At 72.6% G+C, this 26,386-nt stretch carries 22 protein-coding genes and 4 tRNA genes; 8 read left to right on the top strand and 18 right to left on the bottom strand.

The features are described from left to right. Positions 1-66: 66 nt before the first annotated feature. The 7 genes from ABZ806_RS18860 to manA form a co-directional block, all read right to left on the bottom strand. A tRNA-His gene (locus ABZ806_RS18860) sits at positions 67-138 on the bottom strand. A gap of 24 nt (positions 139-162) precedes the next feature. After that, positions 163-231, bottom strand: a tRNA-Arg gene (locus tag ABZ806_RS18855). 11 nt (positions 232-242) lie between these two features. Beyond that, positions 243-315 (bottom strand) — tRNA-Met (locus ABZ806_RS18850). A gap of 1 nt (position 316) precedes the next feature. Continuing rightward, positions 317-401: transfer RNA gene (locus tag ABZ806_RS18845), tRNA-Ser, on the bottom strand. A gap of 252 nt (positions 402-653) precedes the next feature. Next, a complete protein-coding gene (locus ABZ806_RS18840) occupies positions 654-920 on the bottom strand; it encodes a sigma factor-like helix-turn-helix DNA-binding protein (protein WP_500218592.1) in 267 nt (88 codons plus the stop codon). Between the two features lie 51 nt (positions 921-971). Further along, complete coding sequence (locus ABZ806_RS18835; RefSeq protein WP_500218591.1) at positions 972-1,907, bottom strand: ROK family protein; 936 nt, start codon at positions 1,905-1,907, stop codon at positions 972-974. Further along, positions 1,904-3,019, bottom strand: coding sequence for a mannose-6-phosphate isomerase, class I (manA, locus tag ABZ806_RS18830; RefSeq protein ID WP_500218656.1), 1,116 nt, complete (start codon positions 3,017-3,019; stop codon positions 1,904-1,906). The genes ABZ806_RS18835 and manA overlap by 4 nt, the downstream gene beginning before the upstream one ends. A 675-nt stretch (positions 3,020-3,694) precedes the next feature. Here manA and ABZ806_RS18825 point away from each other — a divergent pair. The 3 genes from ABZ806_RS18825 (at position 3,695) to ABZ806_RS18815 (ending at position 6,700) form a co-directional block, all read left to right on the top strand. Then, positions 3,695-5,464: an AMP-binding protein gene (locus tag ABZ806_RS18825; protein ID WP_500218590.1), complete on the top strand. Its 1,770-nt coding sequence runs from the start codon at positions 3,695-3,697 to the stop codon at positions 5,462-5,464. Positions 5,465-5,472: 8 nt separating this feature from the next. Beyond that, a complete protein-coding gene (locus tag ABZ806_RS18820) occupies positions 5,473-6,366 on the top strand; it encodes a phosphotransferase family protein (protein ID WP_500218589.1) in 894 nt (297 codons plus the stop codon). Between the two features lie 67 nt (positions 6,367-6,433). Beyond that, entirely contained in the window at positions 6,434-6,700 is a 267-nt protein-coding gene (locus tag ABZ806_RS18815; RefSeq protein WP_500218588.1) for a TFIIB-type zinc ribbon-containing protein, read from the top strand. A 74-nt stretch (positions 6,701-6,774) separates the two neighbouring features. Here ABZ806_RS18815 and ABZ806_RS18810 read toward each other — a convergent pair whose 3' ends face one another. Together ABZ806_RS18810 and ABZ806_RS18805 are read right to left on the bottom strand one after the other, a co-directional pair. Continuing rightward, positions 6,775-9,321, bottom strand: coding sequence for a polynucleotide kinase-phosphatase (locus ABZ806_RS18810; RefSeq protein ID WP_500218587.1), 2,547 nt, complete (start codon positions 9,319-9,321; stop codon positions 6,775-6,777). Then, complete coding sequence (locus ABZ806_RS18805; RefSeq protein ID WP_500218586.1) at positions 9,318-10,745, bottom strand: 3' terminal RNA ribose 2'-O-methyltransferase Hen1; 1,428 nt, start codon at positions 10,743-10,745, stop codon at positions 9,318-9,320. The genes ABZ806_RS18810 and ABZ806_RS18805 overlap by 4 nt, the downstream gene beginning before the upstream one ends. A gap of 65 nt (positions 10,746-10,810) precedes the next feature. Between ABZ806_RS18805 and ABZ806_RS18800 the strand changes: the two genes are divergently transcribed. Then, positions 10,811-11,638: a TIGR02452 family protein gene (locus tag ABZ806_RS18800; protein WP_500218585.1), complete on the top strand. Its 828-nt coding sequence runs from the start codon at positions 10,811-10,813 to the stop codon at positions 11,636-11,638. An 8-nt stretch (positions 11,639-11,646) separates the two neighbouring features. Here ABZ806_RS18800 and ABZ806_RS18795 read toward each other — a convergent pair whose 3' ends face one another. Beyond that, positions 11,647-12,405 (bottom strand): TetR/AcrR family transcriptional regulator, encoded by a 759-nt coding sequence (locus ABZ806_RS18795; RefSeq protein ID WP_500218584.1) that lies wholly within the window; start codon positions 12,403-12,405, stop codon positions 11,647-11,649. Between the two features lie 173 nt (positions 12,406-12,578). On the opposite strand from ABZ806_RS18795, the gene ABZ806_RS18790 reads away from it, so the two are divergent. Beyond that, positions 12,579-14,285: an MFS transporter gene (locus ABZ806_RS18790; RefSeq protein ID WP_500218583.1), complete on the top strand. Its 1,707-nt coding sequence runs from the start codon at positions 12,579-12,581 to the stop codon at positions 14,283-14,285. Positions 14,286-14,345: 60 nt separating this feature from the next. On the opposite strand, the gene ABZ806_RS18785 is transcribed toward ABZ806_RS18790, so the two are convergent. Further along, positions 14,346-15,272: an LLM class F420-dependent oxidoreductase gene (locus ABZ806_RS18785; RefSeq protein ID WP_500218582.1), complete on the bottom strand. Its 927-nt coding sequence runs from the start codon at positions 15,270-15,272 to the stop codon at positions 14,346-14,348. Between the two features lie 43 nt (positions 15,273-15,315). Further along, positions 15,316-15,960, bottom strand: coding sequence for a hypothetical protein (locus ABZ806_RS18780; RefSeq protein WP_500218581.1), 645 nt, complete (start codon positions 15,958-15,960; stop codon positions 15,316-15,318). A gap of 191 nt (positions 15,961-16,151) precedes the next feature. On the opposite strand from ABZ806_RS18780, the gene ABZ806_RS18775 reads away from it, so the two are divergent. Continuing rightward, positions 16,152-17,183, top strand: a complete 1,032-nt coding sequence (locus ABZ806_RS18775) for a glycoside hydrolase domain-containing protein (protein WP_500218580.1) — start codon at positions 16,152-16,154, stop codon at positions 17,181-17,183. Between the two features lie 15 nt (positions 17,184-17,198). Here the strand turns inward: ABZ806_RS18775 and ABZ806_RS18770 are convergent, their stop codons facing one another. Genes ABZ806_RS18770 through ABZ806_RS18760 form a run of 3 tightly spaced genes read right to left on the bottom strand, consistent with a single transcriptional unit; the run spans position 17,199 to position 21,775 of the window. Beyond that, a complete protein-coding gene (locus ABZ806_RS18770) occupies positions 17,199-18,377 on the bottom strand; it encodes a GNAT family N-acetyltransferase (RefSeq protein WP_500218579.1) in 1,179 nt (392 codons plus the stop codon). Between the two features lie 34 nt (positions 18,378-18,411). After that, positions 18,412-19,749 (bottom strand): class I SAM-dependent RNA methyltransferase, encoded by a 1,338-nt coding sequence (locus ABZ806_RS18765; protein WP_500218578.1) that lies wholly within the window; start codon positions 19,747-19,749, stop codon positions 18,412-18,414. Then, a complete protein-coding gene (locus ABZ806_RS18760) occupies positions 19,742-21,775 on the bottom strand; it encodes an APC family permease (protein WP_500218577.1) in 2,034 nt (677 codons plus the stop codon). Before ABZ806_RS18760 ends, ABZ806_RS18765 begins: the two co-directional genes overlap by 8 nt. A 135-nt stretch (positions 21,776-21,910) precedes the next feature. On the opposite strand from ABZ806_RS18760, the gene ABZ806_RS18755 reads away from it, so the two are divergent. Together ABZ806_RS18755 and ABZ806_RS18750 are read left to right on the top strand one after the other, a co-directional pair. Continuing rightward, positions 21,911-22,576, top strand: coding sequence for a potassium channel family protein (locus ABZ806_RS18755; protein WP_500218576.1), 666 nt, complete (start codon positions 21,911-21,913; stop codon positions 22,574-22,576). Next, complete coding sequence (locus ABZ806_RS18750) at positions 22,576-23,235, top strand: potassium channel family protein (RefSeq protein WP_500218575.1); 660 nt, start codon at positions 22,576-22,578, stop codon at positions 23,233-23,235. Before ABZ806_RS18755 ends, ABZ806_RS18750 begins: the two co-directional genes overlap by 1 nt. 31 nt (positions 23,236-23,266) lie before the next feature. Here the strand turns inward: ABZ806_RS18750 and ABZ806_RS18745 are convergent, their stop codons facing one another. Genes ABZ806_RS18745 through murJ form a run of 3 tightly spaced genes read right to left on the bottom strand, consistent with a single transcriptional unit; the run spans position 23,267 to position 26,236 of the window. Further along, the gene (locus tag ABZ806_RS18745) at positions 23,267-23,944 is read right to left on the bottom strand and encodes a DUF3159 domain-containing protein (protein ID WP_500218574.1); all 678 of its coding nucleotides are present in this window, start codon (positions 23,942-23,944) and stop codon (positions 23,267-23,269) included. Between the two features lie 22 nt (positions 23,945-23,966). Then, positions 23,967-24,392: an OB-fold nucleic acid binding domain-containing protein gene (locus tag ABZ806_RS18740; RefSeq protein WP_500218573.1), complete on the bottom strand. Its 426-nt coding sequence runs from the start codon at positions 24,390-24,392 to the stop codon at positions 23,967-23,969. Between the two features lie 47 nt (positions 24,393-24,439). Then, positions 24,440-26,236, bottom strand: coding sequence for a murein biosynthesis integral membrane protein MurJ (murJ, locus tag ABZ806_RS18735; RefSeq protein ID WP_500218572.1), 1,797 nt, complete (start codon positions 26,234-26,236; stop codon positions 24,440-24,442). Between the last annotated feature and the right edge of the window lie 150 nt (positions 26,237-26,386).

Genomic DNA, 26,386 nt, shown 5'->3' with positions numbered 1-26,386 from the left:
TGATCAAACGCAACGCAACCGGACATCAGCGCATGGGCAATATCTGACGCCCAGCACAGGACAAAGGGCCCTCGATCGGGATCGAACCGACACCTCCGGGATCACAACCCGGCGTGCAGACCACTACACCACGAAGGCCGCATCTCCGGCAGGAAGCCCTGCTGGCCCTGGCCAACCAGATGCGACCTCCGGGTCCGCAACCCGGCGCGCTCTCCACTGCGCCACGGAGACTTGCTCTGACGTACCAGGTGCAGGAATCGAACCTGCCCGCTGCGGGATATGAATCCGCCGGATACACCAGCATCCTCACCTGGTGCGGAGGGTGCGAGATTCGAACTCGCGCAGGGGTGACCCTGACCACGGCTTAGCGGGCCGCTGCCTTCCCTCTCGGCCAACCCTCCGGGAAAAGAAAAAGACCGCCCACGATCCCGGGGCGGCCGCATCAGGACGTACTACTCACATCCGTCGCCGATTCCCGAGACCGGAAAGGCCGCTACTATGCATTCGCTTGCGCAGCATCGTCCATCTCCTCCCGGTCCCATTCCGTCTGACGCCCATGCTGCCGGACCGACTCCAGCCCCGGCAACCCATTTATCGGCTCACGCGCCGAATCCAGCTTCCGGAAAGCCGGCTCCGGCCCCGGAGGACGACGTTCAGCGTCCCCGTCCTCGCGGGGGCTCCAGGGCCGCGCTCAGGGCGCGGAGCGCGTGGTAGACGCGGGCCTTGACCACGTCCACCGGCACCCCCAGCGAGGCGGCGGCCTCGTTGACCGAGCGGTCCCGGAAGACCGTCTCGGTGAGGATCTCGCGGTGCGCGGACGGCAGCGCCTGGAAGGCCCGGACGACCACCGCGGGGCGCATCCGCTGCCCCGGCATCCCGGGGACGAACGAACCGGTGTCTTTGCCCATTCGCAGTGCCACGCCACGAACCTCGCACCCCACCGCCCCCGCGGCACCGCCCTTATGCCCGCGTTAAGGAAGCGTTGAGGGTGGGGTTCGGGGGGGTCGGGTGAGGGGGGTGTCGGAGGCCAGGAGGGCGAGGGCGGCGGCGCCGTAGAGGCCGGCGTCGCGGGCGAGGGTGGTGGCGGCGACGTGCAGGTCGCGGAGGTAGGGCATGCCCGCGCGTTCGGCGATCGCCTTGCGGAGCGGGTCGAGGAGGAGGTCGCCGGCCGCGGCGACACCGCCGCCGATGACGACGTCGCTGATGTCCAGGACGGCGGCGGTGCCGAGGACGGCGGTGGCGAGCGCGGTCGCGGCGCGCTGGAAGGCGGCGAGGGGGATGCGGGCGCCGTCGCGGGCCGCGGCGGCGAGGGCCTTGGCGTCGGGGCGGCCGGTCGCGAGGGTCCAGCCCTGGGCGAGCGCCCAGCGGACCATGCTGGGGCCGCAGGCGACCGTCTCCAGGCAGCCGCGGGCGCCGCAGACGCAGGGTTCGCCGTCGTGGTCGACGAGGACGTGGCCGATGTGGCCGGCGTTGCCGGTCCGTCCCGTCCAGGGGCGGCCGTCGAGGATGAGGCCGCCGCCGACGCCGGTCGACACGACGATGCCGAGCAGGGACGAGCCGGGGTGGCCGCCGCGCCACCATTCGCCGAGGGCCATGCACTGGGCGTCGCCCGCGAGGGAGACGGGGACGCCGGGGACGAGGCGCTGGACGGCGGCGACGAGCGGGTAGCCGCGCCAGCGGGGGATGTTGATGGGGCTGACCGTGCCGGCGGCCGCGTCGATCGGGCCGGCCGAGCCGATCCCGACGGCGGTGATGCCAGGTTCGGCGAAGTCGGCGACGAGGCCGCGGAGGGTGGCGGTGGGCGACTGGCCGACGGGGTGCTCGGCGCGGTCGAGGAGCGTCCCCGACGGGTCGACGCGGGCGACGGCGAACTTGGTTCCGCCGATGTCGACAGCGAGGACGGTCATGACCCGATCCCCGGGAGCACGCGGTAGAGCGCGCCCTTTCCGGTGAGGGTCGCGACCGGGGCCCCGGCGGGGATGAAGGCGGCCTCGCCGCGGGCGAGGGTCAGGGGTCCGAGCCGGGCCTCGCCCTCCAGGCAGAGGACGGTCTGGGGGAGGCCGGTGGGCAGTTCCTCCGGGTCGTCCCCAAGGTTGTGGCGGATGAGGGTGAATTCTTCGGCGGAGGTGCTGTACCGGTCGCCGGCCGGTTCGACCCGGGCGGGGGCGGAGGGGGCGAATTCCACTACGCGCATCAGTTCGGGGACGTCCATGTGCTTTCCGGTGAGGCCGCAGCGCAGGACGTTGTCGGAGTTCGCCATGACCTCGATCGCGAGCCCGCCCAGGTAGGAATGCGGGACTCCGGCGGCGAGGAAGAGGGCTTCACCCGGCTTGAGTTCGACGTGGTTGAGCAGGAGCGCGGCGAGGATTCCGGGGTCGCCTGGGTGGGCCAGGGCGATGTCGGCGTAGACGCCGGTGAGGACGGGTTCGACCGCCGCGAGGATGGGGCGGGAACTCTCGTCCAGCATCTGGGTCAGGACGGTGCGGAGCGCGGCCGGAGCCGGGTCGGTGCGCAGCGCGGTGATCCAGGGGCGGAGTTCGGGAACGGCGAGGCCTTCGAGGAGGGCCGCCGTTTCCGCGGGGTCGCGGAAACCGCAGAGGCCGTGGAAGTCGGTGAGCGCGCAGACCATTTCCGGTTTGTGGAAGGGGTCCTTGTAGGTGCGGGTGCGGTCGTCGATCGGGATGCCGCGCGCCTCTTCGGCGGCGAAGCCCGCCTCGGCCTGCGCCGTGGTGGGGTGCACCTGGAGGGACAGCGGTTTCTCGACGGCCAGCACTTTGAGCAGGTAAGGGAGCGTCGGGCCGAAACAGGCCACCGAGGGCGCGCCGAGCATCCCGGCCGGGTCGCGTTCGATGAGGACGTTGAGCGGCGTCCCGTCCACCGACGAGGGGGCGGCGGGGTGCGCGCCCGCCCACAACTCCGCCTGCGGCCGACCGGTCGGCTGGGCGCCGAGCAGTTCCGGCAACGCGGTCGGCGACCCCCAGTCGTAGGGCCGGATCACGGTGGACAGCGGCAGGGGCACCAACCCGCGCGTTCTCCTTGCTCGGTGCGCCACGTCGGCAGGTCGGCGCTCGTGAAGGACAGGGTACAAGTGCCGGACGCCGGCGGGCGCGGGTCCCGACACACGTGATCAATACGACACTCCGGATGAACCGCCCAGCAGGCCGGACCCGAACTGCTGTACGGGGACGGCGCCCGGCGGGCCGGACCCTTACGATGGATGCGGGGGAGGTGGTGGACGTGGGCAAGCACAACAAGCCGGCGACGCGGTCGTGCCCCGGCTGCGACGGGACGGGGACCAGCACCGCCACCCACGAGCGCTGCAACGTCTGCCGCGGCACCGGCCGCATCTGACCCGCCAGGCGCGTGGCGGCCCGCAGGCCCCTGAGCGCCGCACCGGCCACGCGAATGCCGCGGAGCCGCCGAGGAGCGGGTACTCCCACAGGGCCGTGTGCCACATGCGCCGGGCGTTCCGGAGGGTCGCGCGCTGCCGCGGCGACGTGGAAGCGGACGCCGCGCGCCTGGACGAAGGTGTGCTCGACACCCTCCACTGCGGGCATGGGCCGTGACATGATGCCTCCCCGTTGGAATCTGCTCTCATGTGTGGGGAGGAGGCGCCCGCCGGAAAGGTTCCACGCACTCTTAGAGATCTTGAAGGGGCGGCGCCGCCGCCCGGGAAATGGTTGAATCGGGCACTATGTGGCACTCGTCACTGCGGTCCAAGCCCTGGCGACAGCGGTATCAGCCCGGGGTTCCCGTCGATTTCGACATCCCGGACATCCCTGTCACTCGGTTCCTCGACGATGCCGCGGACGCCTATCCGCGCAGGCCCGCCCTGTTCTTCTTCGGCCGGCAGATCGACTACCGCGACCTGCGCGAGGCCGTGGACCGCTTCGCCGACGGGCTGCACCGGCTCGGCGTGCAGCCCGGCGACCGGGTCGCGCTGATCCTGCCGAACTGCCCGCAGCAGGTCATCGCGTTCTACGGGGTGCTCCGCCGGGGCGCCATCGCCGTCCAGCACAACCCGCTCTACACCGAGGAGGAGATGCTCCGCCAGCTCGCCGACTGCGGCGCGCGGGTCGCGGTGGTGCTGGATCGCTCCTTCGCGACGGTCCGGGCGGTGCGCTCGCGGCTGCGGCTCGACCACATCGTCGTGACGTCCCTGCTCGACTACCTCCCGATGCCCCGGCGGATCGCGCTGCGGCTGCCGCTGGTGCAGATGCAGCGGCGCCGCGCGGCCATCACCGCGGACGTGCCGGACGATCCGGGCGTCGTCCCGTTCAGGGAGCTGCAGCGGCCCGTGCGGGGGCCGGTGCGGCAGCTGCCCGTCGATCCGGCGCGGCACCTGGCCGCGATCCAGTACACGGGCGGGACGGAGGGGCGCCCGAAGGGCGCGATGCTGACCCACCGCAACCTCGTGGCGAACGCCTGCCAGCAGCACGCGTGGGACGTCGGCGGGGGCCGGCCGGGCGAGGACGTGACGCTGGCGGTCCTGCCGCTGTTCCACTCGTTCGGGCTGATGAGCTGCCTCGTGGCACCGGTGGTGACGGCGGGGGCGGTGGTGCTCCTCCCCCGCTATGACGGCGACCGGGTGCTCCGCGCGATCCGCAGGTACCGGCCGACGATCTTCCCCGGCGTGCCGACGCTGTACGATCAGGTGCTCGACGGCCCGGGGTTCCAGCCCGCCGACCTGCGGTCACTGCGCGTGCTCATCTCGGGTGCGATGGGGCTGACGCAGGGCACGATCGACCGGCTGGAGCGGCTCGGCGCGAAAGGGCTGATCAACTGCTACGGCCTGACGGAGGCGTCCCCCGCCGTCACGGGCAACCCGCTGGACGGCACCGCCCGGAACCTGACCGTCGGCCTGCCGCTGCCGATGACCGACGCCGTCGTCGTCGCCGAGGACGAGCCGACGAAGGTGCTGCCGCCCGGGGAGGCCGGGGAGCTGGTCGTGCGCGGTCCGCAGGTGTTCGCCGGCTACTGGAACGCGCCGCTCGCCACCGCGCAGACCCTGTCGAAGGGATGGCTGCGCACCGGTGACATCGCCGTGATGGACGAGGACGGCTTCATCACCATCCTGGAGCGCATGCGCGACATGATGAAGGTGAGCGGCTTCACCGTGTTCCCGACCGAGGTGGAGAAGGTGCTGCGCCGCCACCCCGCCGTCCACGACTGCGCCGTGGTCGGCGTGCCGGACACCCGGCGCGGCGAGCGCATCATCGCGCACGTGGTGGAGCACCCCGCCTACCTCTTCTCGGCCGGGGAATTGCGGACGCATTGCGAGCGCTACCTGTCGCACTACAAGGTCCCGTCGGAGTTCCACCCCCGCACGGAACTGCCCAGGAACCTGCTGGGCAAGGTCGTCCGGCAGCGGCTGAGGGACGAGTTCGCGGAGTCCTCGCAAGGGTCGCCGGACGCGTCGCCGGGGTCGCCGGACGGGAGGATGGGATCGGCGCAGAGTGGTTGACTGAGCGGGTGCAGACCGTCCACTCCGGGCTTTTCGCCCGGCTCGTTGAAATCGGGCGCGATTCGGCCGAGGCCGCCGCGTCCCCGGAGACACTGTACGACCGGCATGGCGTGCTCGTGGTGCGGGTCGGTGACGTGGTGGTGAAGGCGCATCAGGCCGACCGTGAGCACGGCTCCCCGTTCCTCGCACGGATACGGCTGGCGGCCACGCTTCCGGAACTCGTCCTGGCGCCGCACGACCCGCCGCTCACTGTGGACGGCCGGACGGTCACCACCGCACCCTTCGGTGACCCGGTCGACCCTGGCCGGGAGCTTCCCTGGGAGGAGGGGGCCCGGCTACTGGCGGCTCTCCACTTGAAGAGCGTTCCGGGAGGGGCGCCGCCCTGGGGGCGTCCGACCCGTGTGGCGCGCCTCGTCTCCCGGCTCGGCGAAGGTCCCGCCGAGGACGCCGTGCGGCGCGCGTTCTCCACCCTTCCCGCCTGGATACGCGGCGAGGAGGACGAGCCTCCGGCACGGACCGAACACCTCATCCACGGGGACTGGCACCTGGGCCAGATGGTCTGCGCCCAGGACGGGCACTGGCGGCTCATCGACATCGAGGACATGGGCAGGGGCGACCCCGCCTGGGATCTGGCCCGCCCTGCGGCGCTCTACTCCGCGGGGGTCCTGCCCCCGGACGATTGGGAGCGGTTCCTGGGCGCCTACACGGCGGCGGGAGGTCCGGCCGTTCCCGCCCAGGGCGACCCTTGGACGAGCCTGGACATACCCGCACGAAGTCTTGCGATCCAGATAGCCGCCACGTGCGTCATATCCGCAGGGAGGGATGAACGGGCACTCGACGGGCCGGAGCAGGCGATGATCGACGCCTGCGTGAGAATATCCGCGGCGGGGGCCGCGGCATGACGTAGCGCGAAACCTGCCCTACATTTAGCCTCTACCTGGGGATCCATACCGGAAGGACGACAAGGCGATGCACTGCCCTAAGTGTCGTGGCGTGATGCGGACCTACACCCGCAGCGGCGTCCACATCGAGCAATGTGACAGCTGCCGGGGGATCTTCCTCGACTACGGCGAGCTGGAGGCCCTGGCCCAGATGGAGGCGCAGTACCGGGCCGCGCCGCCGCCCGCGGCGGCGCCGGGCTGGGGAGCACCGTCCCCGGCGGTGCACCACCATCACCACGGCGGGCACCGCCGCCCGCACCACGGCAGCGTCTTCAACATGCTGTTCTCGACCTGATCCGACCGGGTCCGACCCGATGCGGCCCGCCCCTTGACGAGGCGGGCCGCACGCGTTCGCGGCGCGGCGCGGGCTCACAGCCGCGGGTCGACGGGCTCGGACTCCAGCGCCAGGACGGCGAAGACCGCCTGGTGGACGCGCCACAGCGGCTCCCCGGCGGCGAGCCGGGCGAGCGCCTCGGCGCCGAGCGCGTGCTCGCGCATCGCCAGTGACCGCTTCCGGCCGAGGGAGCGGCGGCGCAGCCGGTCGAGGTTCTCCGGCTCGGTGTAGTCGGGGCCGTAGATGATCCGCAGATACTCCGGCCCGCGGCACTTCACGCCCGGCTGGATCTTCGCGTCCTCGGGGAACGGCCCGAGCGGCTTGACGACCATGCCCTCGCCGCCCGCCGCGGTGAGCCTCTCCCACCATTCGGTCACGGCGGACTCCGACTCCGGCGACCCGAGGTCGACGGTCACCGACCCGGTCCGCTGGACGAATCCGCTCGCGTCACTCTTCGCGAGCCTTTCCGCCACGGTCATGTGCCATTCGTGGTCGCGTGCGTCCGCCCAGGAGCGGCCCTCTCCCGCAAGGATCTGGAATGGGGCGAACCGCAGGCCGGTCAGCCCGTCGACCGTCCAGCAGTACCGCGCGTAGGCGTCCCGGAACCGGGACGCGTTCGCGGCGCGCCGGTCGATGTGCCCGCGGAGGCCGCCGACGTCGAGCCCGCGCGCCTGCGCCCGCGCGAGGACGCCGGACGCCATCGGCAGGGCCGCGCGGGCCGCCGCGCCGGTCGCCGCGTACTGCGTGCGGATGAGTTCCATGGCCTTGGCCGACCACGGCAGCAGCTCGCCGTCGATGACGAGCCATCCGGTGTCCAGCTCGTCCCACAGCCCCGCGGCGCCGATCGCGGCGCGGAGCCGCTCCAGGACCTCGGCCGTGCGGGACGGGTCGCGGAAGAACGAGCGGCCGGTGCGCGTGTAGACGGCGCCGGCCGTCCCGTCGTCCACGCCGAAGCGCTCCGCCGCCACCGCGGCGTCGCGGCAGACGACGGCCACGGCGCGCGAGCCCATGTGCTTCTCCTCGCACACGACCCGGACGATCCCCTTGGCGCGGTAGGCGGCGAGGGCCTCGGCCGGGTGCTCCAGGTATCCGGGCAGCGGCGAGGTGTCGGCGGGCGCCATGGTGGGCGGCAGGTAGACGAGCCAGCGCGGGTCCACGGCGAACCGGCTCATCACCTCCAGCGCGGCCATCGCGTTCTCCTCGCGGACGGCGACGCGGCCCATGAGGCGGGTCTCGACCCCGTGGTTGCCGAGCACGTCACCGATGTTGAGGACCTCGTTCTCCCGATGCCCTCCCGCAGGGGCGCTGTCCAGCGGACGCGTCGGCTCGTACCAGACCTGCCCGGCCGGGACCGACACCAGTTCACGCTCCGGATAGCGGAGCGCGGTCAGCTTCCCGCCGAACACGGCACCGGTGTCCAGGCAGATGGTGTTGTTGACCCATTCCGCCTCGGGCACCGGAGTGTGCCCGTACACGACCATGGCCGTGCCCCGGTAGTCGCGAGCCCACGGATACCGGACGGGAAGGCCGTACTCGTCGGTCTCGCCCGTGGTGTCGCCATAGAGCGCGAACGAGCGGACCCGTCCGGACGCACGCCCGTGGTACTCCTCCTTGAGCCCGGCGTGGGCCACGACGAGGCGGCCGCCGTCCAGCACGTAGTGGCTGATGAGTCCGTCCATGAATCCCAGTGCGGCGTCGCGGAAGTCGTCGTCCACGGCCGCGAACTGCTCCATGGACACCTCAAGGCCGTGCGTCATCCGTACCTTGCGTCCCCGCAGGGCCCGGACGAGTTTCGCCTCGTGGTTGCCCGAGACGCACAGCGCGCTGCCGGCGGCCACCATGCCCATCACCAGGCGCAGCACGCCCGGCGAGTCCGGCCCGCGGTCGACGAGGTCGCCGACGAGGACGGCGGTGCGCCCGCCGGGGTGGTTCGCCGCTGCCGCGCGCCCCTGCGCGTCCCGCTCGATCTCGTACCCGAGGCCCGCGAGCAGGTCCTCCAGCTCCGCGCGGCATCCGTGCACGTCGCCGATGATGTCGAACGGGCCGGTCAGCTCCCGCTTGTCGTTCCACGCCTTCTCGAACACGACCGTCGCGGCGTCGATCTCGTCGGGGCCGGTCAGCACGTGGCAGCGGCGGAACGTGCGGGCCAGGTCCCGCATCCCGCGGCGCAGCTCGCGCCGCTGCCGCGGGATCACGTGCGGCGGCAGGTTCCGGTCGGGACGGGAGGCGTTCCGCTCGGCGGCGAGGCCCTCGGGGACGTCCAGGACGATCGCCGCCGACATGACGTCGTGCTCCTTGGCGATCCGCAGCAGCGCCTCCCGCGCCTTGCTCTGCACGTTCGTCGCGTCCACCACGGTCAGCAGGCCGCGCCGCAGCCGCGTGGCCACGATGTAGTGGAGCAGGTCGAACGCGTCGCCGGACGCGGACTGGTCGTTCTCGTCGTCCGACACGATCCCGCGGCAGAAGTCGGACGAGACCACCTGCGTCGGCGTGAAGTGCCTGCGCGCGAAGTGGGACTTGCCCGACCCGGTCACGCCGACCAGCACGACGAGCCCCGTCTCCGGGACCTTGATCTCGGTCATCGGGTGAACACTCCCATCTGGGTGGGCGCGCCGACCTCGGGGTCGTCGTCGCCGACGGGCACGTGGCGGACGCGGTAGCCGTGCGCGGCGGCGACCCGGTCGGCCCAGGCGCGGAACTCGGCCCGCGTCCATTCGAACCGGTGGTCGGAGTGCCGCATCGCGCCCGGCGCGAGCCCTTCGTAGCGGACGTTGTGCTCGGCGTTCGGGGTGGTCACGACGACGACGCGGGGCGCGGCGTGCCCGAACACGACCCGTTCGACCGCGCCGAGGCGCGGCGGGTCGATGTGCTCGACGACCTCCATCAGCACGGCCGCCTCGTAGCCGCCGAACCGTTCGTCGGCGTAGGTCAGCGCGCCCTGGAAGACGTCCCGGACGCGGTCGTTCTCGCGGCGTGGCCGGTCGTTCCAGCGAAGCCGCCGCCAGGCGTGGGCGAGCGCCCGGTGCGAGACGTCCGTTCCGGCGATCTCGCCGAAGAAGTCGTCCTTGAGCAGCCGCGCGAGCAGTTTCCCCGAACCGCAGCCGAGGTCGATGACGCGCCGGGCGTTCTCGTCGCGCAGCGCCTGCACGACCGACTGGAGGCGCCGCTCGGCGAGCGAGACGGTCTTCTCCTCCTGGGCGGCGGCGTCGTCCTCCGCGGGGGCCGGCTCCTCCTCGACCTGCACGGGGTCGAGTTCCTCGTCGGGCGCGTCCTCTGCGTCGGCGAGACGGCCCAGCGCCGTACGGACGAGCGCACGCCGGTTCGCCAGGTAGCGGCGCGTGATGGCGCCCCGGTCGGGGTGCGCGCCGAGCCATCCCGCGCCGGCCCGGATGAGCTTGTCGACCTCGTCCGGCGCCAGCCAGTAGTGCTTCGCGTCGTCCAGGACGGGCAGCAGCACGTACAGCTGGTTGAGCGCGTCGGCGAGACGCAGCGTCCCGGTCAGCGTGAGCGTCACGTACCGGGAGTCGCCCCACTCGGCGAACTCCGGATCGAGCGGGACCGGCACCGCCGACACGTCCCAGCCGAGCGGCCCGAAGAAGCGTTCGGCCTGCCCCGGCCCTCCCCTGCACGGAAGGGCCGGCAGGACGATCTCCAGTGGAATCGGCAACTCCGCGAGTCCGGGACGCGAATCACAGCGCCCGCGCATGGCGGTGCGGAAGACGTTCGCCATCGCGGAGGCGAGCAGTGACGACGCCGCGTAAGGGCGGTCGTTCACGTACTGGCCGAGAGAGAAGTCCGGTGTGCCCCTGCCGCGCGTGCGCACGAGCTTGACCGGGTCGACGTCCAGCAGCAGCGCCGCCGTGCAGCGCCGCTCGCCGGCGTCGGGGTAGAAGACGTGCGCCGTGCCGAAGGACTGCTCGAACCGCTGCACCCGGTCCGGATGCTTGTGCAGGAGGAATCCCAGGTCGGTCGCCTGGTCCAGGGTCGTGGTGATCGTCAGGAGCACGCGCCAAGTGTGGCGGACATAACCGGATGATCCATATTCATTTTTCCGGCAGAATGCGGCGCGACATGAGCAGACATCCCCGCCGGGCGACCGCGCAGGAGACCGTGGCCGTCCTCGAACGCGGCGACTACACGGCGCCCTCCGGCCGCACCGTCTCGATCGCCGGCGACCTCGCCCGCGCGGTCGAGGGAACCGTCCTCTACCGGCCGGACGACCTGGACGCCCTCCTGAAGCGGCCGCCCGCCGGACCCCGCGCCGAGAGCCGCATCGAGGTGACCGGCGAGACGACGCTCGCCGCCGCCCGCAGGCTGTGCGGCGGCGGCACGGTCCCGCTCGCGCTCAACTTCGCGTCCGCGAAGAACCCGGGCGGCGGGTTCCTGAACGGGGCGCACGCCCAGGAGGAGGGGCTCGCGCGCTCGTCCGGCCTCTACACGTCGCTGCTGTCGGCCCGGGAGTTCTACGACTTCCACCGGGCCCAGCGCGACCTCCTCTACAGCGACCACATGATCTACTCGCCCGGCGTGCCGGTGTTCCGCGACGACGCCGGGCGGCTGCTGGACGACCCGTACGGCGTCGCGTTCCTGACGTCCCCGGCCCCGAACCGCGGCGCGATCCGGGACCCCGCCCAGGCCGAGCAGATCCCCGCCGTGCTGGGGCTGCGCGCTCGCAAGGTCCTCGCCGTGGCGCTGGCCAACGGGCACGGCAGGGTCGTCCTCGGCGCCTGGGGCTGCGGCGTGTTCCGCAACGACCCCGCCGAGGTCGCGGAGGCGTTCGCCGGGCCGCTGCGGCCGGGCGGCGAGTTCGCCGGACGCTTCGAGCACGTCGTCTTCGCGGTGTGGGACACCGCCATCGGCTCTCCGAGGCAGGTCGCCTTCGAGGAGGCCTTCGCCTAACCGGGACGTCACTCGTCCTCGACGTAGGAGGCGATGCCCCGGACGATGAGGTCGAGCCCGAACTCGAACCGCCCGTCGTCATCCGCGTCGGTGAGCTCCTCGACCATCTCGGTGAGGACCGGGTACCGGTCCTTCGGCAAGGCCGAGAAGTACTCCTTGAACTGCCCGAAGTACTCCTCGAAGAACGCGTGCGGGTCCTCGCCGGCGGGAGCCTTCGCGTAGTAGACCGTCCCCTCGATCGCGTCGGCGTCGAGGAACATGCCGAGCGTGTCGACGGCCATACCGGCGATCCTCTTGGGGACGCCGCCGGCCCGCATGAGCGCGAGCTGCGCCTCGGCGACGTCCAGCAGGTGGGGGCCGGTCGGGATGAGGCCCATCGACACCATGGCGATGTCGCGGTGCGAGGTGTAGACGCGGCGGACCTCGCGCGCCAGCTCCTTCAGCTGCTCCTGCCAGCGCGCCGGGTCGGGCTCGGGAAGGCCGATCTCGGCGGCGACCCGGTCGAGCATCAGCTCGCGCAGCTCCTCCTTGCCCGAGACGTGCGCGTAGAGGGACGCGGGGCCGGTGCCCAGCTCCTGGGCGACGCGGCGCATGGTGACCGCCTCCAGGCCCTCGGCGTCCAGGACGCGGATCGCCGTCTCGACGATGGCCTCCCGGGTGAGCGGCCGCCTCGGCGGCGCGGCCCTGCGGGGCCTGCGGCCGGGCGGCGTCGGCAGCTCGCGTGCCGGCGGCCCGGCCGCCGGCCTGTCCGGGCGTGCGGTGGCCACGTCGGAACCTCCCAATCTCGCGATACATCTTGACTATCGCGAAACGCGATATATCTTCTCTACTAGCGAGAGAAGACCGATGGAACACGAACATCGTACTTGACACGAACGCCGTTCGGATCTAAAACAGCGTTCGTGCTTACGAACATCGTTCGGAGATTCGGAGACCACTCATGACCGAGACACTGACCTCCCCCGGGAGGGGCACCGCGGACGCGGGCTACCGCTGGCGCTGGGTCGCCCTCTTCGTGATCCTCGCCGGCGAGATCATGGACATGCTGGACGCGCTGATCACCAATATCGCCGCACCCACGATCCGGGCCGAGCTGGGCGGATCGGCCGCCACCATCCAGTGGCTCGCCGCCGGCTACACCCTCGCCATGGCCGTCGGCCTCATCACCGGCGGCCGCCTCGGCGACCTCTACGGCCGCCGCCAGATGTTCCTCGTCGGCGCGGCCGGGTTCACGCTCGGCTCGCTGCTGTGCGGCGTCGCGGTCTCCCCCGGCATGCTGATCGGCGCCCGCGCCATGCAGGGCCTGTTCGGCGCGCTGATGCTGCCGCAGGGCATCGGGATGATCAAGCAGATGTTCGACGCCACCGAGATGGGCAAGGCGTTCGCCCTGTTCGGACCGGTGATGGGCCTGTCATCGGTCGGCGGCCCGGTGCTGGCCGGCTGGCTGATCGACGCCGACTTCTTCGGCACCGGCTGGCGGATGATCTTCCTGATCAACCTGCCGATCGGCGCCGCCGCCGTGCTGGCCGGGCTGAAGTTCCTGCCCGCCGGACGCGCCGAGCACGCGACCCGCCTCGACCTCACCGGCGCCGCGCTGGCCTCGCTCGGCGCCGGCCTGCTGATCTACCCGCTCGTCCAGGGCCGCGAGCACGACTGGCCCGCGTGGACGTTCGCGATGATGGCCGCCTCGCTCGCCGTCTGGGGCGTCTTCTCCTGGTACGAGACCCGCAAGCAGAAGTCCGGCGGCGACCCGCTGATCGTGCCGAGCCTGTTCCGCAAGCGCGGCTTCACCGGCGGCCTGGTCCTCGGCCTGGTGTTCTTCTCCGGCGTCGCGGGCCTCGGCCTGGTGCTGGCGCTGTTCTTCCAGCTCGGGCTCGGCTACTCCCCGCTGAAGGCGGGCCTCGCGCAGATCCCGTGGTCGGTCGGCATCATCATCGGGTTCGGCATCATGCAGGCGGTGCAGCAGTTCGGCCGCAAGGTGATCCACGCGGGCGCCCTCATCATGGCGGCCGGCATCGTCGGGCTGTTCGGCACGCTCCAGTACGCCGGGATCGACGTCACGCCCTGGCAGCTCATCCCGGCCCTGACCGTGACCGGCCTCGGCATGGGCCTGCTGATGGGCCCGTTCTTCGACACCGTCCTCGCCGGGGTCGAGCCGGAGGAGACCGGGTCGGCGGGCGGCACTCTCACCGCCGTCCAGCAGCTCGGCAGCGCGCTCGGCGCCGCCGTCCTCGGCACGATCTTCTTCGGGCTGCTCGGCGGGCACGTCGCGGCCGCCGCCGACGACGGCGCGTCCGCGCTGCGCCGCGACCTGGCCGCCGCGTCCGTCCCCGCCGCGCAGCAGGACCGCGTCGTGGACGGCCTGCGCGACTGCGGCCACGACCGCGCCACCGCCAAGGACGCGGTCGCCGTCCCCGCGTCCTGCCACCGCCTGCAGGACGACGTCGAGGCCGCCATCACCGCCGCGCCGCAGTCGGCGCCCGCCGTCCAGCAGGCGGTCGCGCAGGCCGGCGAGCACTCGGCCAAGACCGGCTTCAGCGACGCCATGAAGATCACGCTGTGGGTCGAGGTCGGACTGCTCGGCCTGTCGTTCCTCGCGACGTTCCTGCTGCCGATGCACGCACGCCCGGAAGAGGAGACCGCCTGACCGGAACGGAAAGGCCCGTGGCCGGGGGACGCTCCCCCGGCCACGGGCCTTCCGGCGTTGTCAGACCTTGCTCATGACCTCCGCGGCCAGCAGCTCCAGGTGGTCGAGGTCGTGCATGTCGAGCACCTGCAGGTAGAGGCGCTCGGCGCCCAGCTCGGCGAACTTGCCGATCTTGTCGACCAGCTCGCTCGGCGTCCCGGCCAGGCCGTCCTCGCGCAGCGCGGACACCTCCCGCCCGATCGCGTCGGCGCGGCGCTTCAGCTCGGCCTCGTCCCGGCCGCAGCAGACGACCTGGGCGGCGGAGTAGACGAGCGGCCTGGTCCGGCCCGCCTCGGCGCAGGCCGCGCGGACCCGGCCGAACGCCTCGCCGGTCTCGGTCACCTGGTGGAACGGGACGTTGTACTCGTCGGCGTAGCGGGCCGCGAGCCGCGGTGTCCGCTTCGCCCCGAACCCGCCGATGATGATCGGCGGGCCGCCGGCCTGGGCGGGCTTGGGCAGCGCGGGCGACTCGGCCAGCGTGTAGTGGTCGCCGCTGAAGGAGTAGGTCTCGCCGGCGGGCGTCCCCCACAGCCCGCCGAGGATCTGCAGCTGCTCCTCCAGCCGCTCGAAGCGCTCCCGCAGGCTCGGGAACGGGATGCCGTAGGCGGTGTGCTCCTGGTCGAACCAGCCCGTCCCGAGGCCGAGGTCGACCCGTCCGCCGCTCATCTGGTCGACCTGCGCGACCGCGATGGCGAGCGGCCCCGGGTACCGGAACGTCGCCGCCGTGACCAGCGTGCCGAGCCTGATCCGGCTCGTCTCCCTGGCCAGCGCGCCCAGCGTGATCCAGGAGTCGGTCGGGCCCGGCTCACCGGTCACGTCGCCCATCTTGACGAAGTGGTCCGAGCGGAAGAACGCGTCGAAGCCGAGGTCCTCGGTCGCCTTGGCGACCGCCAGCTGTGTGTCGTAGCTCGCCCCCTGCTGGGGCTCAGTGAAGATCCGAAGACGCATGGCTCCATCCTGGTACCCGCCGGGACCCGGTCGCGCCACCAGGTCAGCGCTTCGACAGCGCGAGGGCGGCGGCCCGCGCGACGCGCACCGCCGGGAATGCGCGGGTGGCGTGCGCCCTGCCCCACGTCACCGTCCCGCGCGGACTGATCGTCTCGCCGGGCTCGGCGCGCCGGGACACCTTCGCCCTGATCTCCCCGGTGACCTTCTCCCCCTTCCTGAGCGTGCCGAGACGGCACACCACCTTCCGCCCGGCCGGCGTGCAGTGCTTCTCACCGGACACGAACACCAGCGACTTCGGCAGCGTCGTCCTGAACACCGCCTTGCCGGGCTTCCCCGGCCCCTTGGCGGTCAACGTGAACGTCCACGCATAGGTGCGTCCAGGGACAACGGCCCGCTCCGGGCTCTTCAAACGAAGCACGACCGCATGCGCCTTGGGCTTCGTGTGCCCCTTGGGTTTGATGTGCGCCTTCGGCTTGGCGTGCGCCTTGGGCTTCGTGTGCGCCTTCGGCTTGGTGTGTGTTCTGGGGCGGGGTGCCGGTTTGGAGGTGCTCCCCTTGTCCCCCTTGTGCGCCGTCGGGCCGGGGCCGCCGGCGTGCGCCGGCACCGCGCCGAGGAACGGCACGGCCCCCAGCAACGGTGCGGCGGCCAGCAGCACCAGACTTCGTCCCGTCAGTGTCCGGACCCTCATGAGACCCCCCGTGGCCTGCGGATTTGTTACGGACACGTCCGTTCTAGCGAGCCGCGGACCGGCCGCCTAGCGCCTCGGCGGCGTGTCGTCACGGACGGTGCCCGGCCTGCGAACATGTCGAATCCGCTGCGACGCCGCGGTGAAAGCTGTTGAATCGGGCCAAAACCCGATCCCCGACCCATGGAGCTGACATGGCTGTCTTCGGCGTCGACTACGCGTGGGGGCGCCCCGGCGCCACCGCGCTGAAGCGGGCCGGGGCGAAGTTCGCGTGCCGCTACCTGTCGCACGACACGACCGGCAAGAACCTGACCCGGTCGGAGGCCGACGACCTGTCCGACGCGGGCATCTGGGTGGTGGTCGTCTGGGAGTCCACCGCGAAGCGGCCGCTGGCCGGACGGTCCGCCGGCGCGACCGACGCGCGCGACGCCGCCGCCCAGGCGCGGGCCTGCGGCATGCCGGACGGCCGCCCCATCTACTTCGCCGCCGACTGGGACGCCGCCGCCTCCCAGCAGGACGAGATCAACGCCTACCTGGACGGCGCCGCGAGCGTCATCGGCCGCGACCGCGTCGGCCTCTACGCCGGCTACGCGCCCATCAAGCGCGCGTTCGACGCCGGGAAGATCGCCTACGGCTGGCAGACGTACGCGTGGTCCGGCGGCCGGTGGGACGCCCGCGCGCAACTCCAGCAGTACTCCAACGACCACACCATCAACGGCGTCGGCGTCGACTACGACCGCGCCGTGGAGAGCGACTACGGGCAGTGGCGCATCGGCGTCTCGCCCGCGGGAGAGGACGACATGCCCGACTACGTGTCCCTCGGCGCCGACGCCGACCAGCAGCTGGCCCCCGGCAAGTGGACGACCATCAGCTGGGACCACGAGTACTCCGACTCCACCGACCAGCACGGCGACCCGGGCAGCTACCCGAGCCTGCTCGCCGGCCACGCCCGCTACAGCCTGACGGTGTCGGCGACCGTGCGGGGCGTCCCCGCCGGCACCCTCATCCAGGCCCGCGCCATCGAGGTCGAGATCAAGGACACCAGCCGCTACTCGGTCGGCCCCGTCCAGGACTTCCCCTCGTCCGGCGACACGACCAACCTGGTCTACGGCCTGCCCGCCGACAGCGTCACGTCCGGGCACCGCGTCCGCTTCCAGCTCGTCCAGCACGGCACCGGCCCGGCGACCGTCACCGACGCCGACGCGAAGCTCCTCTTCTGGCGCTGACCGGGCGCCGGGCCGTCAGAAGTCGTCGTTGATGTAGGGGGCCAGCGGGACGGCCATGGACGCGCTCAGGCGGCCGGCGCCGCCGGGCGTGTACTCGGTGACCGCCCCGATCCGCGCGAGGGTGGCCGGGCTGACGCCGCCCAGGTAGACGGCGGCCAGATCCGCGGCGGAGAGCGCGAGATCCGGGGGGTCGGCCGTCGGGTCGCACGCGGGGTCCGGTCCCGTCGTGAGGCGCCAGCGGCCCGCGTTCGCGGGGATGCGGGCGTCCTCGATCTCCAGGACGAAGGTGTCCTCGGTGGCCCAGGACCGGGCGCGGAGCGCGGCGGGGACGTCGATCAGCCGGAGCCACAGCGCGCCGTAGTCCTCCTTCACGGCGACCCGGTCGGGGTCGGCGACCATGTGCGGGAGCAGGTCGTCCACGGGGCGGCTGGGCGCGTGGATCCGGGACGTCAGGTCGATCGACGCCAGGAACTGCCAGAGGGCGGCCTCGGCCCGGGGCGTGTCGGCCGCGAGGTCGACGAGCCTGATCGTCCCGTTCCCGTGGGCGCGGTAGACGGCGTAGCCGGCGGGATGGACGACGACGCGCGGCTCGGTGAACCCGGCGGCCTCGACGTCGACGGAGCGCAGGACGGCGCGCGACCACCATTCGGGGTCGCGGACGAGGCCGCCGGGCCGGGCGGCGAGCCCGCGCCGGTGGATCGGGTCGAGCAGTCCGGGTGCGGACGCGGCGTCGACCAGCCGCAGCGGCCGGTCGTCCGGGACGGTGCGCAGGGCCAGCGGACGGGACGTGTCGACCTCCAGCCCGATCGCGCGGGTGGCGAGGCCGAAGCCGTAGCGGCCGTAGATGGCGCCCTGGGACGCCCACAGGGCGGCGACGGGGCGGCGGGCGGCGATCGCGTCGGCGTGCATGCGGTCCATCAGGGACGTGAGGATCCCCTGCCGGCGGTGGGTCGGCAGTACGGCGACGAAGGTGATCGCCGAGCAGTCGAGGAACGCGCCCGGCACGGCGAGGCGCATCGGGAGCGCCGCGAGCTGGCCGGCCAGGACGCCGCCGTCGTAGGCCCCGGCGCGTTCGGAGCGGCGCGGTTTCCAGGAGTCCCGTTCGTAGTCGTCGATGCGGACGTGGAAGGCCGTCCCGGCGAGGTCGACCATGCGGTCGGCCTCGCTCTCGGGTACGTCCCTGATCTCGATCATTCGTCCACGGTATGCCGGGACCGCAACCGGTTGTTCAGCCGCGGACCAGGGTCGCGAGGCACTCGACATGCTGAGTCATGGGAAAGGCGTCGAAGGCGCGGAAGGTCTCCAGGGTCCAGCCGCGCTCGCTGAAGTAGGCCAGGTCGCGGGCCAGCGTCGCCGGGTCGCACGACACGTAGGCGATCTTGCGGTCGGCGAGCCGGGTGATGTGCTCGACGACGTCGCGGCCCGCGCCGGTGCGCGGCGGGTCGAGGACGACCACGTCGGCGCGGCGGACGCGCTCGCCCCGGTGGTGGCCGCCGCCGCGCTTGTTCTGGGTGCGGGACCCGCTGGACGCGCGGCCGAACTCCAGGTCGGCGAGGACCTCCTCGACCGGGCCGCGCTCGATCGACACGTTCGGCAGGTCGCGCAGGTTGTGCCGGGCGTCGCGGACGGCCTGCCCGTCCGACTCGATGCCGACGGCGAGGCCGTCCGGGCCGATGCGGTCGGCGAGGACGCCGGCGAACAGGCCGACGCCGCAGTACAGGTCGAGGGCGATGTCGCCGGGCTTCGGTTCGAGGGCGTCCACGACGGCGTCGGCGAGCAGCTGCGCGGCGCCCGGGTGCACCTGCCAGAAGCCGCTGCCGCTGACCTGGTACAGCCGCCCGGAGACCTCCTCGCGGATGTACGGGAGCGCGGAGCCCGGCTCGGGCTTGCCGCGCACCAGGCGGACCGGCACGTCCAGCCGGGGCACCCGGATCTTGCGGCGGTCGCGGCCGCGCAGCACGACGAGGCGGTCGCCGGTGGTGGCGGAGACGATGCCCTCGACGCCCGTGGCCCCCGGCCAGCGCTTGCGCTCGATGCCCATGAGCTCCACGCCCGGGTGGGCGATCAGGCATTCGTCGATGGGCTCGATGTCGTGCGAGCGGTGCCTGCGCAGGCCCACGGTGCCGGAGTCGACGGAGAACTGCACGCGGGTGCGCCAGCCCAGGCCGGGCGGGGGCGCCACGTCGGAGTCGACCGGGTAGGGGACCTCCTCGACCGTCACCGGGCGGGTGATGCCCGCGAGGCGCTGGAGCTGCTCCTGCACCACGGCCGCCTTGAGCGCCCGCTGGGCGGGCAGCGAGGCGTGCTGCCAGTCGCAGCCGCCGCAGCGGCCCGGCCCGGCGAACGGGCACGGCGGCTGGACGCGGTCCGGGGACGCCTCGATGATCTCGACGGCGTCGGCGCGCAGGAAGTTCTTCGTCCGGTCGGTGACGCGGGCTCTCACCCGTTCGCCGGGCAGGGCGTGCCGGACGAAGACCACGCGGCCCTCGTGCCGGGCGACGCAGAAGCCGCCGTTGGCGACGTTGCCGACCTCCAGTTCGAGGACGTCGGGTTCGAGTTCAGTCACGATCCGAAACATTACCGGCACCGGGGCGTGCCCCGGTCCGCGGCGGGCGCCGGGACGAGCCGGGGCCGGGCGGCTCGACCCGTCCCTTGAGCCGGTCCGACGACTGGAGCTGCCAGGCGACGCTGGTCACCATGACGCCCGGCTGGAACAGCAGCCGCCCCTTCAGCCGCAGCGCGCTCTGGTTGTGCAGCAGCTGCTCCCACCAGTGGCCGACGACGTACTCGGGGATGAACACGGTCACGACGTCGCGGGGGCTGCGGCGGCGGACGCTCTTGACGTAGGCGAGGACGGGCCGGGTGATCTCCCGGTACGGCGAGTCGAGGATCTTCAGCGGGACGGGGATGTCGAGGGCGTCCCACTCCTCCTGGAGCCGCCGGGACTCCTCGGCGTCCACCGCGACGGTCACCGCCTCCAGCGTGGACGGGCGGGTGGCGCGGGCGTAGGCGAGCGCCCGCAGCGTCGGCTTGTGGATCTTGGAGACGAGCACGATGCCGTGGTTGCGGGCGGGCAGCGTGACGTCCTCGCCGGAGGGCACCAGCTCCGCCGCGACCCGGTCGTAGTGCCGCCGGATCGCCTTCATCAGCAGGAACAGCAGCGGCATCGCGATGCACACGATGTAGGCGCCGAGCGCGAACTTGGTGATCAGCACGACGACGAGGACGATGCCGGTGAGGGTGGCGCCGAACGCGTTGATGCCGCGGGAGGACTTCATCCGGCGGCGCTGCGCCGGGTCCTGCTCGGTGGCGAGCAGCCGGTTCCAGTGCCGGACCATGCCGATCTGGCTGACCGTGAACGACACGAACACGCCGACGGTGTAGAGCGGGATCAGCCGGCTGACGGAGGCGTCGTAGGCGTAGATCAGCAGCCCCGCCATGGTGGCGAGGATGATGATGCCGTTGCTGTAGGCGAGCCGGTCGCCGCGGGTGTGCAGCTGGCGCGGCAGGTAGCGGTTCTGCGCGAGCACCGACCCGAGCACCGGGAACCCGTTGAACGCGGTGTTCGCGGCGAGGAACAGGATCAGCGCGGTCATCGCGGTGACGAGCGCGAAACCGAGGCTGAAGTTGCTGAACACGGTGTGCGCGACCTGCGCGATCACCGGGTCGGCGTCGGTGACGGCCTTGCCGGTGGCCGGGTCGATCAGGTGGCTGCCCTGGTCGGGCTCGGCGAACTTGGCGTCGGTGATGTAGGCGAACGCGGTCACGCCGCCGAACATCGTCATCGCGACGACGCCGAGCGCGAGCAGGGTCTTGGCGGCGTTCTCGCCCTTCGGCTTGCGGAAGGCGGGCACGCCGTTGCTGATCGCCTCGACGCCGGTCAGCGCGGCGCAGCCGGAGGAGAACGCCCGCAGCAGCAGGAAGACCAGGGCGAACCCGGCGAGGTCCATCTCGTCGCCGCGGACCTCGTAGTGCGCGGTCTCGGCCTCCAGGTCGGCGCCCGTGAACAGCCGGATCGTGCCCCACAGCAGCATGCTGAGGACCGCGAACATGAACAGGTAGGTCGGGATCGCGAAGGCGACGCCCGCCTCCTTCAGGCCGCGCAGGTTGCCGAGGGTCAGCAGCACCACGATGCCGATCGCGACGGCGACCTCGTGCGGCTGCATGAACTTCAGCAGCGCGCCGAGGTTCTCCACGCCGGACGACACCGACACCGCGACGGTCATGACGTAGTCGACCAGCAGCGCGCTCGCGACGACGACGCCCCAGTTGCCGCCGAGGTTGGTGGTGGCGACCTCGAAGTCGCCGCCGCCGCTCTGGTAGGCCCGGACGTTCTGCCGGTAGGACGCGACGACGGTGAGCAGGATCACCACCACGGCCGCGGCGATCCAAGGCGTGTAGCGGTACATCACCAGGCCGCCCGCCCCGAGCGCGAGCAGGATCTCCTGCGGGGCGTAGGCCACCGAGGACAGCGCGTCGCTGGCGAAGATCGGCAGCGCGATGCGCTTCTTCAGCAGTTGCTCGTGCTGCTGCGAACTGCTCAGCGCGCGGCCGAGGAGGAGCCTCTTCGTGAGGTCCGGAACCTTTGACACGGGTAGAGAGCCTAGCCCGCGGGGCCGACGGCGTCCCGCGGGCCCGGGCGGGGAGCTGGTTGGGTAGTGCTCGCCTGGGGGGATGTGTAGGTTTGCAGCCCGGCAGGCAGCATTGACGGACAACGGGGAACGGCCGTGCATATCGTGATCATGGGATGCGGGCGGGTCGGCTCGACGCTCGCCCACATCCTGGAGGACAAGGGCCACTCGGTGGCCATCATCGACCAGAGCCCGGAGGCGTTCCGCCGGCTGCGCAGCGGATTCCGGGGCCGCCGCATCACCGGGTTCGGGTTCGACCGCGATGTGATAGCCGAGGCCGGCATCGAGCGGGCGGCGGCGTTCGTGGCCGTCAGCAGCGGCGACAACTCCAACATCATCTCCGCGCGGGTGGCGCGCGAGACCTTCGGCGTCGACAACGTGGTGGCCCGGATCTACGACCCGCGCCGCGCGGAGGTCTACCAGCGCCTCGGCATCCCGACGGTCGCGACCGTCCGGTGGACGGCCGACCAGATCCTGCGCCGGCTGCTGCCCGAGGGCGCCGAGCCGCTGTGGCGCGACCCGACCGGCGCGGTCGTCCTCGCCGAGCTGGACTCCGGGCACCTGTGGGTCGGCGAGAAGATCGGCGAGCTGGAGGAGCACGCGCGGACCCGGGTGGCGTTCGTGTCGCGGATGGGCGAGGCCCTCGTCCCCGACCGGGACACGGTGGTCCAGGACGGCGACATCGTGCACGTGATGGCGAGCGCCGAGGACCTGGAGCGCATCAACGCCGCCGTCGCGGCACGGAACGGGGAGGACGCCTGATGCGGGTCGCGATCGCCGGGGCCGGCGCGGTGGGCCGCTCCATCGCCCAGGAGCTGCTGGAGAACGGCCACGAGGTGCTCCTGATCGACAAGAACCCGAAGGCCATCAAGGTCGAGATGGTGCCGCGGGCCGAATGGCTGCTCGCCGACGCCTGCGAGATCTCCGCGCTGGACGACGCGGCGCTGGAGCGCTGCCAGGTCGTGGTCGCCTCGTCCGGCGACGACAAGGTCAACCTGGTCGTGTCGCTGCTGGCCAAGACCGAGTACGGGGTGCCGCGCGTCGTGGCGCGGATCAACCATCCGAACAACGAGTGGCTGTTCAACGAGTCGTGGGGCGTGGACGTCGCCGTGTCCACGCCGCGGCTGCTGTCGGCGCTGGTGGAGGAGGCCGTCAGCGTCGGCGACCTCGTCCGGCTGATGACGTTCCGGCAGGGCGAGGCGAACCTGGTGGAGCTGACGCTGCCCGACGACGCGCCGCTCGGCGGGCAGCGGGTCGGGTCGGTGGAGTGGCCGCGCGACACCGCGCTCGTGGCGATCCTGCGGGAGGGGCGGGTGCTGGTCCCCTCGGCCGACGACACCCTCGAACCGGGCGACGAGCTGATGTTCGTCGCCACCCAGGACGTCGAGGACGAACTGGCGGCGCTGCTCGGCGGACGCTGACGCCGCGACGGGACCCGCCCGGCCGGACCGGTCAGGCGGGTTCTTCGCGCTCGATCGGGGTGCGCCCCCGGGCGAGCAGCCACACCATCGCCGCCAGCGCGGCGACCTGCAGCGGCCAGCCCATCACGATCTTGGCGGTGCCGAGCAGGCCGCTCTGGTCGCCGTCGGCCAGGTAGATCGGGTACTGGACGGCGACGCGGGCCGCGCACGGCAGCACCAGCAGCCAGGTCAGCCGCGAGCACAGCTTCACGATGCCGGGGTCGCGCCGCCAGGCGGTCGGGTCGCCGGTGACCGAGCCGATGATGAAGCCGACGACCGGCCAGCGCACCACGATCGAGAAGATCATCGCCGCGGCGTAGCCCGCGTTGAGGATGATGCCCGGCAGGAAGGCGTCCTCGGCCTTGCCCGAGCGCAGCGCGAAGAACGCGGCGACCGCGATGCCGACCAGGCTGTTCAGCACGAACTGCGGGCTGGAGCGCTGCGCGATCCGGACGATCAGCAGCACCACCGCCGCGCCGATCCCGGCCCCGACGGCGAGCTTGATGTTCTCGGCCGCGACGTAGGTGCCGGTGAACGCGATCGTCGGGACGGCGGCCTCCAGCATCCCGCGGACGCCGCCGAGCGCCTTGGTGAGCTGGGCGCGGACGGCCGACTCGACGGTGTCGTGCGCGGCGGTCTCCCGCCCGGTCTCCGCTGCCGTCTCGCTCACGCCCGCACCTCGTTCACGCTGTTCACGACGAGCCACCGCGCAGCTCGTACCGGGGATTGAACATGACCTTGCGCCCGTCCTGCACGCTGACCAGCCCCTCGGCGCGCAGCCGGCGGCCCGGGTCGATGCCGGCGATCTTGCGCCGGCCGAGCCAGACCAGGCTGATCACGTCGGTGCCGTCGTAGAGCTCGGCCTCCAGCGCGGGCGCGCCGCCGCGCGGGCGCAGGGTCACGGTACGCAGCGTACCCGCCACGCAGTGCCGCTTGCGCGCGGCGCAGTCGGTGATCGGCGTCGCGCCCTCGTGGCCGGTGGTCTTCTGCAGCTCCTCGGCCTCGAGCTCGGCGTTGCCGGCGGTCATCCGCCGCAGGAACCGCCGCAGGCCGCTCCGGCCGCGCCCGCGCGGCTCGGGGCCCGCCGGGGGCGGCGTGCGGGCCGAAACCTCGTCCATACCTCGAAGCGTATGACATCCCCACGCGAATCGACCCCTTCGCCCGGTCAGGAACGGCGCAGCCGCGTCCGGGCCATCGCGGTGAAGTAGCCGATCTCCGGGACGCGCATCCGGCGGGCCGTGAGGAGGTAGAGCGTCCCGCCGCCGAGGCCGCCGACCAGGAGCGCCAGCAGGCTGGGAACGCGGTCGCCGGGCAGCCGGCCGAACGCCCACACGGCGGCCGCCGCGAACGCCAGGGCGGGCAGGGCGGCCAGGTGCAGGCGGGTGAGCGCGCGGAGGATGCGGCGGCCGTCCATGCCGCCGAGCCGCCGGCGCAGGACGAGCGCGGCGCCCGCGGCGCCGAGCGCGTAGAACAGCCCGTAGGCGGCCGGCAGCCCGATCACGACCTGCCGCGCCGGGACCGTCCACAGCAGCGCGAACGCGGTGGCCGCCTGGGCGATCCCGGCGGGGACGGCGATCAGGCCGGGCGTCCGGGTGTCGCCGAGGGCGTAGAAGACCCGCATGAGCAGCTGGTGCAGGGTGAACGGCAGCACCATCACGGCGAACACCATGAGGATGACGCCGATGCGGCGGGCCCCGTCCACCGTGAGGCTTCCGTAGGCGAAGAACGTGACGGAGCCGGGGATCGCGAACACCAGCATCCCGAGCCACAGCGGGACGAGCAGGGCGCTGGCCAGCCGCAGGCCGCGGGAGAAGTCGTCGCGGACGAGGTCGCGCCGCCCGTCCGCCACATGGGCGCTCATCCGCGGGAGCAGCGCCGTGATGACCGAGACCGCGATGATCGCGTACGGGAGCTGGAAGACGACGAGGGCGAACTTGTAGGCGGCCAGGCCGCTCCCGGCGGCGCCGGCGCGGTCGCCCGCGCGCGTCGCGACGTTCGCGGTCACCAGGACCCCGATCTGCGCGACGACGATGTAGAGCAGCATCCACGTCGCGGTGCGGGCGGCCTCCCCGAGGCCGGAGCCGCGCAGGCCGAGGCGGGGGCGCCAGCGGAACCCGGCCGAGCGCAGCATCCAGGCGAGGACGGCGCTCTGCACGACGGTCCCGGTCGCCGAGCCGAGGCCGAGGAGGGTGAGCTGCCCGTCGGTGACGGTCTCGGTGGTCTGCCCGCGCCCGGCGATCCAGAGGAACAGCAGCCCGGCGCCCATCGTGATGACGTTGTTCACGACGGGCGCCCACATCGGCGCGCCGAACCGCTGCCGGACGTTCAGCAGCGTGCTGGCGAGGCCGCTCACGCCGATGAAGAAGATCTGGACCAGCAGCAGCCGGGTGAGCAGCACCGCGACCTCGCGCTGCCGCCCGGCGTAGGAGCCGGCGTAGAGGTCGATCAGCCGGCCGGCGCCCAGCACGGCGAGGGCGGTCAGGACGGCGAGGGCGAGCAGGACGACGGTGAGCAGCCGCTGCTCGGTCGCCGCTCCCCCGTCGGCGTCCCGCATCCGGCGCTTCACCAGGAACGGGATGAAGACGCTGGCGAGCAGCCCGCCGAGCAGCAACTCGTACACGGTGTACGGGATCATCTCGGCGGCCTGGTAGGCGTCGCCGAGCAGGGCGGTGCCGAGCGCGGCGCCGATCACGGCGGTGCGCAGGAAGCCGGTCAGCCGCGCGAAGACCGTGCCGACCGCCATGACGGCGCTGGAGTGCGCGACGCCGGGCGGGGCGGCCTGCGCGGCGCCGCCGATCTCGTCGCCCTCCGGGGCCTGCCGGTCGGCGGTGCCGGGATCGGCGACGTCGCCGGGGTCGCGGACCGGGACGAGGCCCGGTTCCGGCGCGCCGGGCGGCTCGGCGCGCTCGGCCTCCTCGATGACCCGCGGCATGAGGATCCGGCGCTTGCCCGGCCCGTCCATCGGCACCACCCCCGGAAGCGCCAGTATGCCCGCGGGCGCGCGTCCCCGTCCTCGTCCCACAGCAGGGCGGTGCCCTCGATCAGCATGAAGATCTCGTCCTCGCGGGTGTGCATGTGGAACGGCGGCGCCTCGCCCTCGCGGACGTCGAAC

It is taken from the genome of Spirillospora sp. NPDC047418, assembly GCF_040643275.1.
Taxonomy (GTDB): Bacteria; Actinomycetota; Actinomycetes; order Streptosporangiales; family Streptosporangiaceae; genus Spirillospora.
This window is presented reverse-complemented; position numbering and strand designations above follow the sequence as displayed.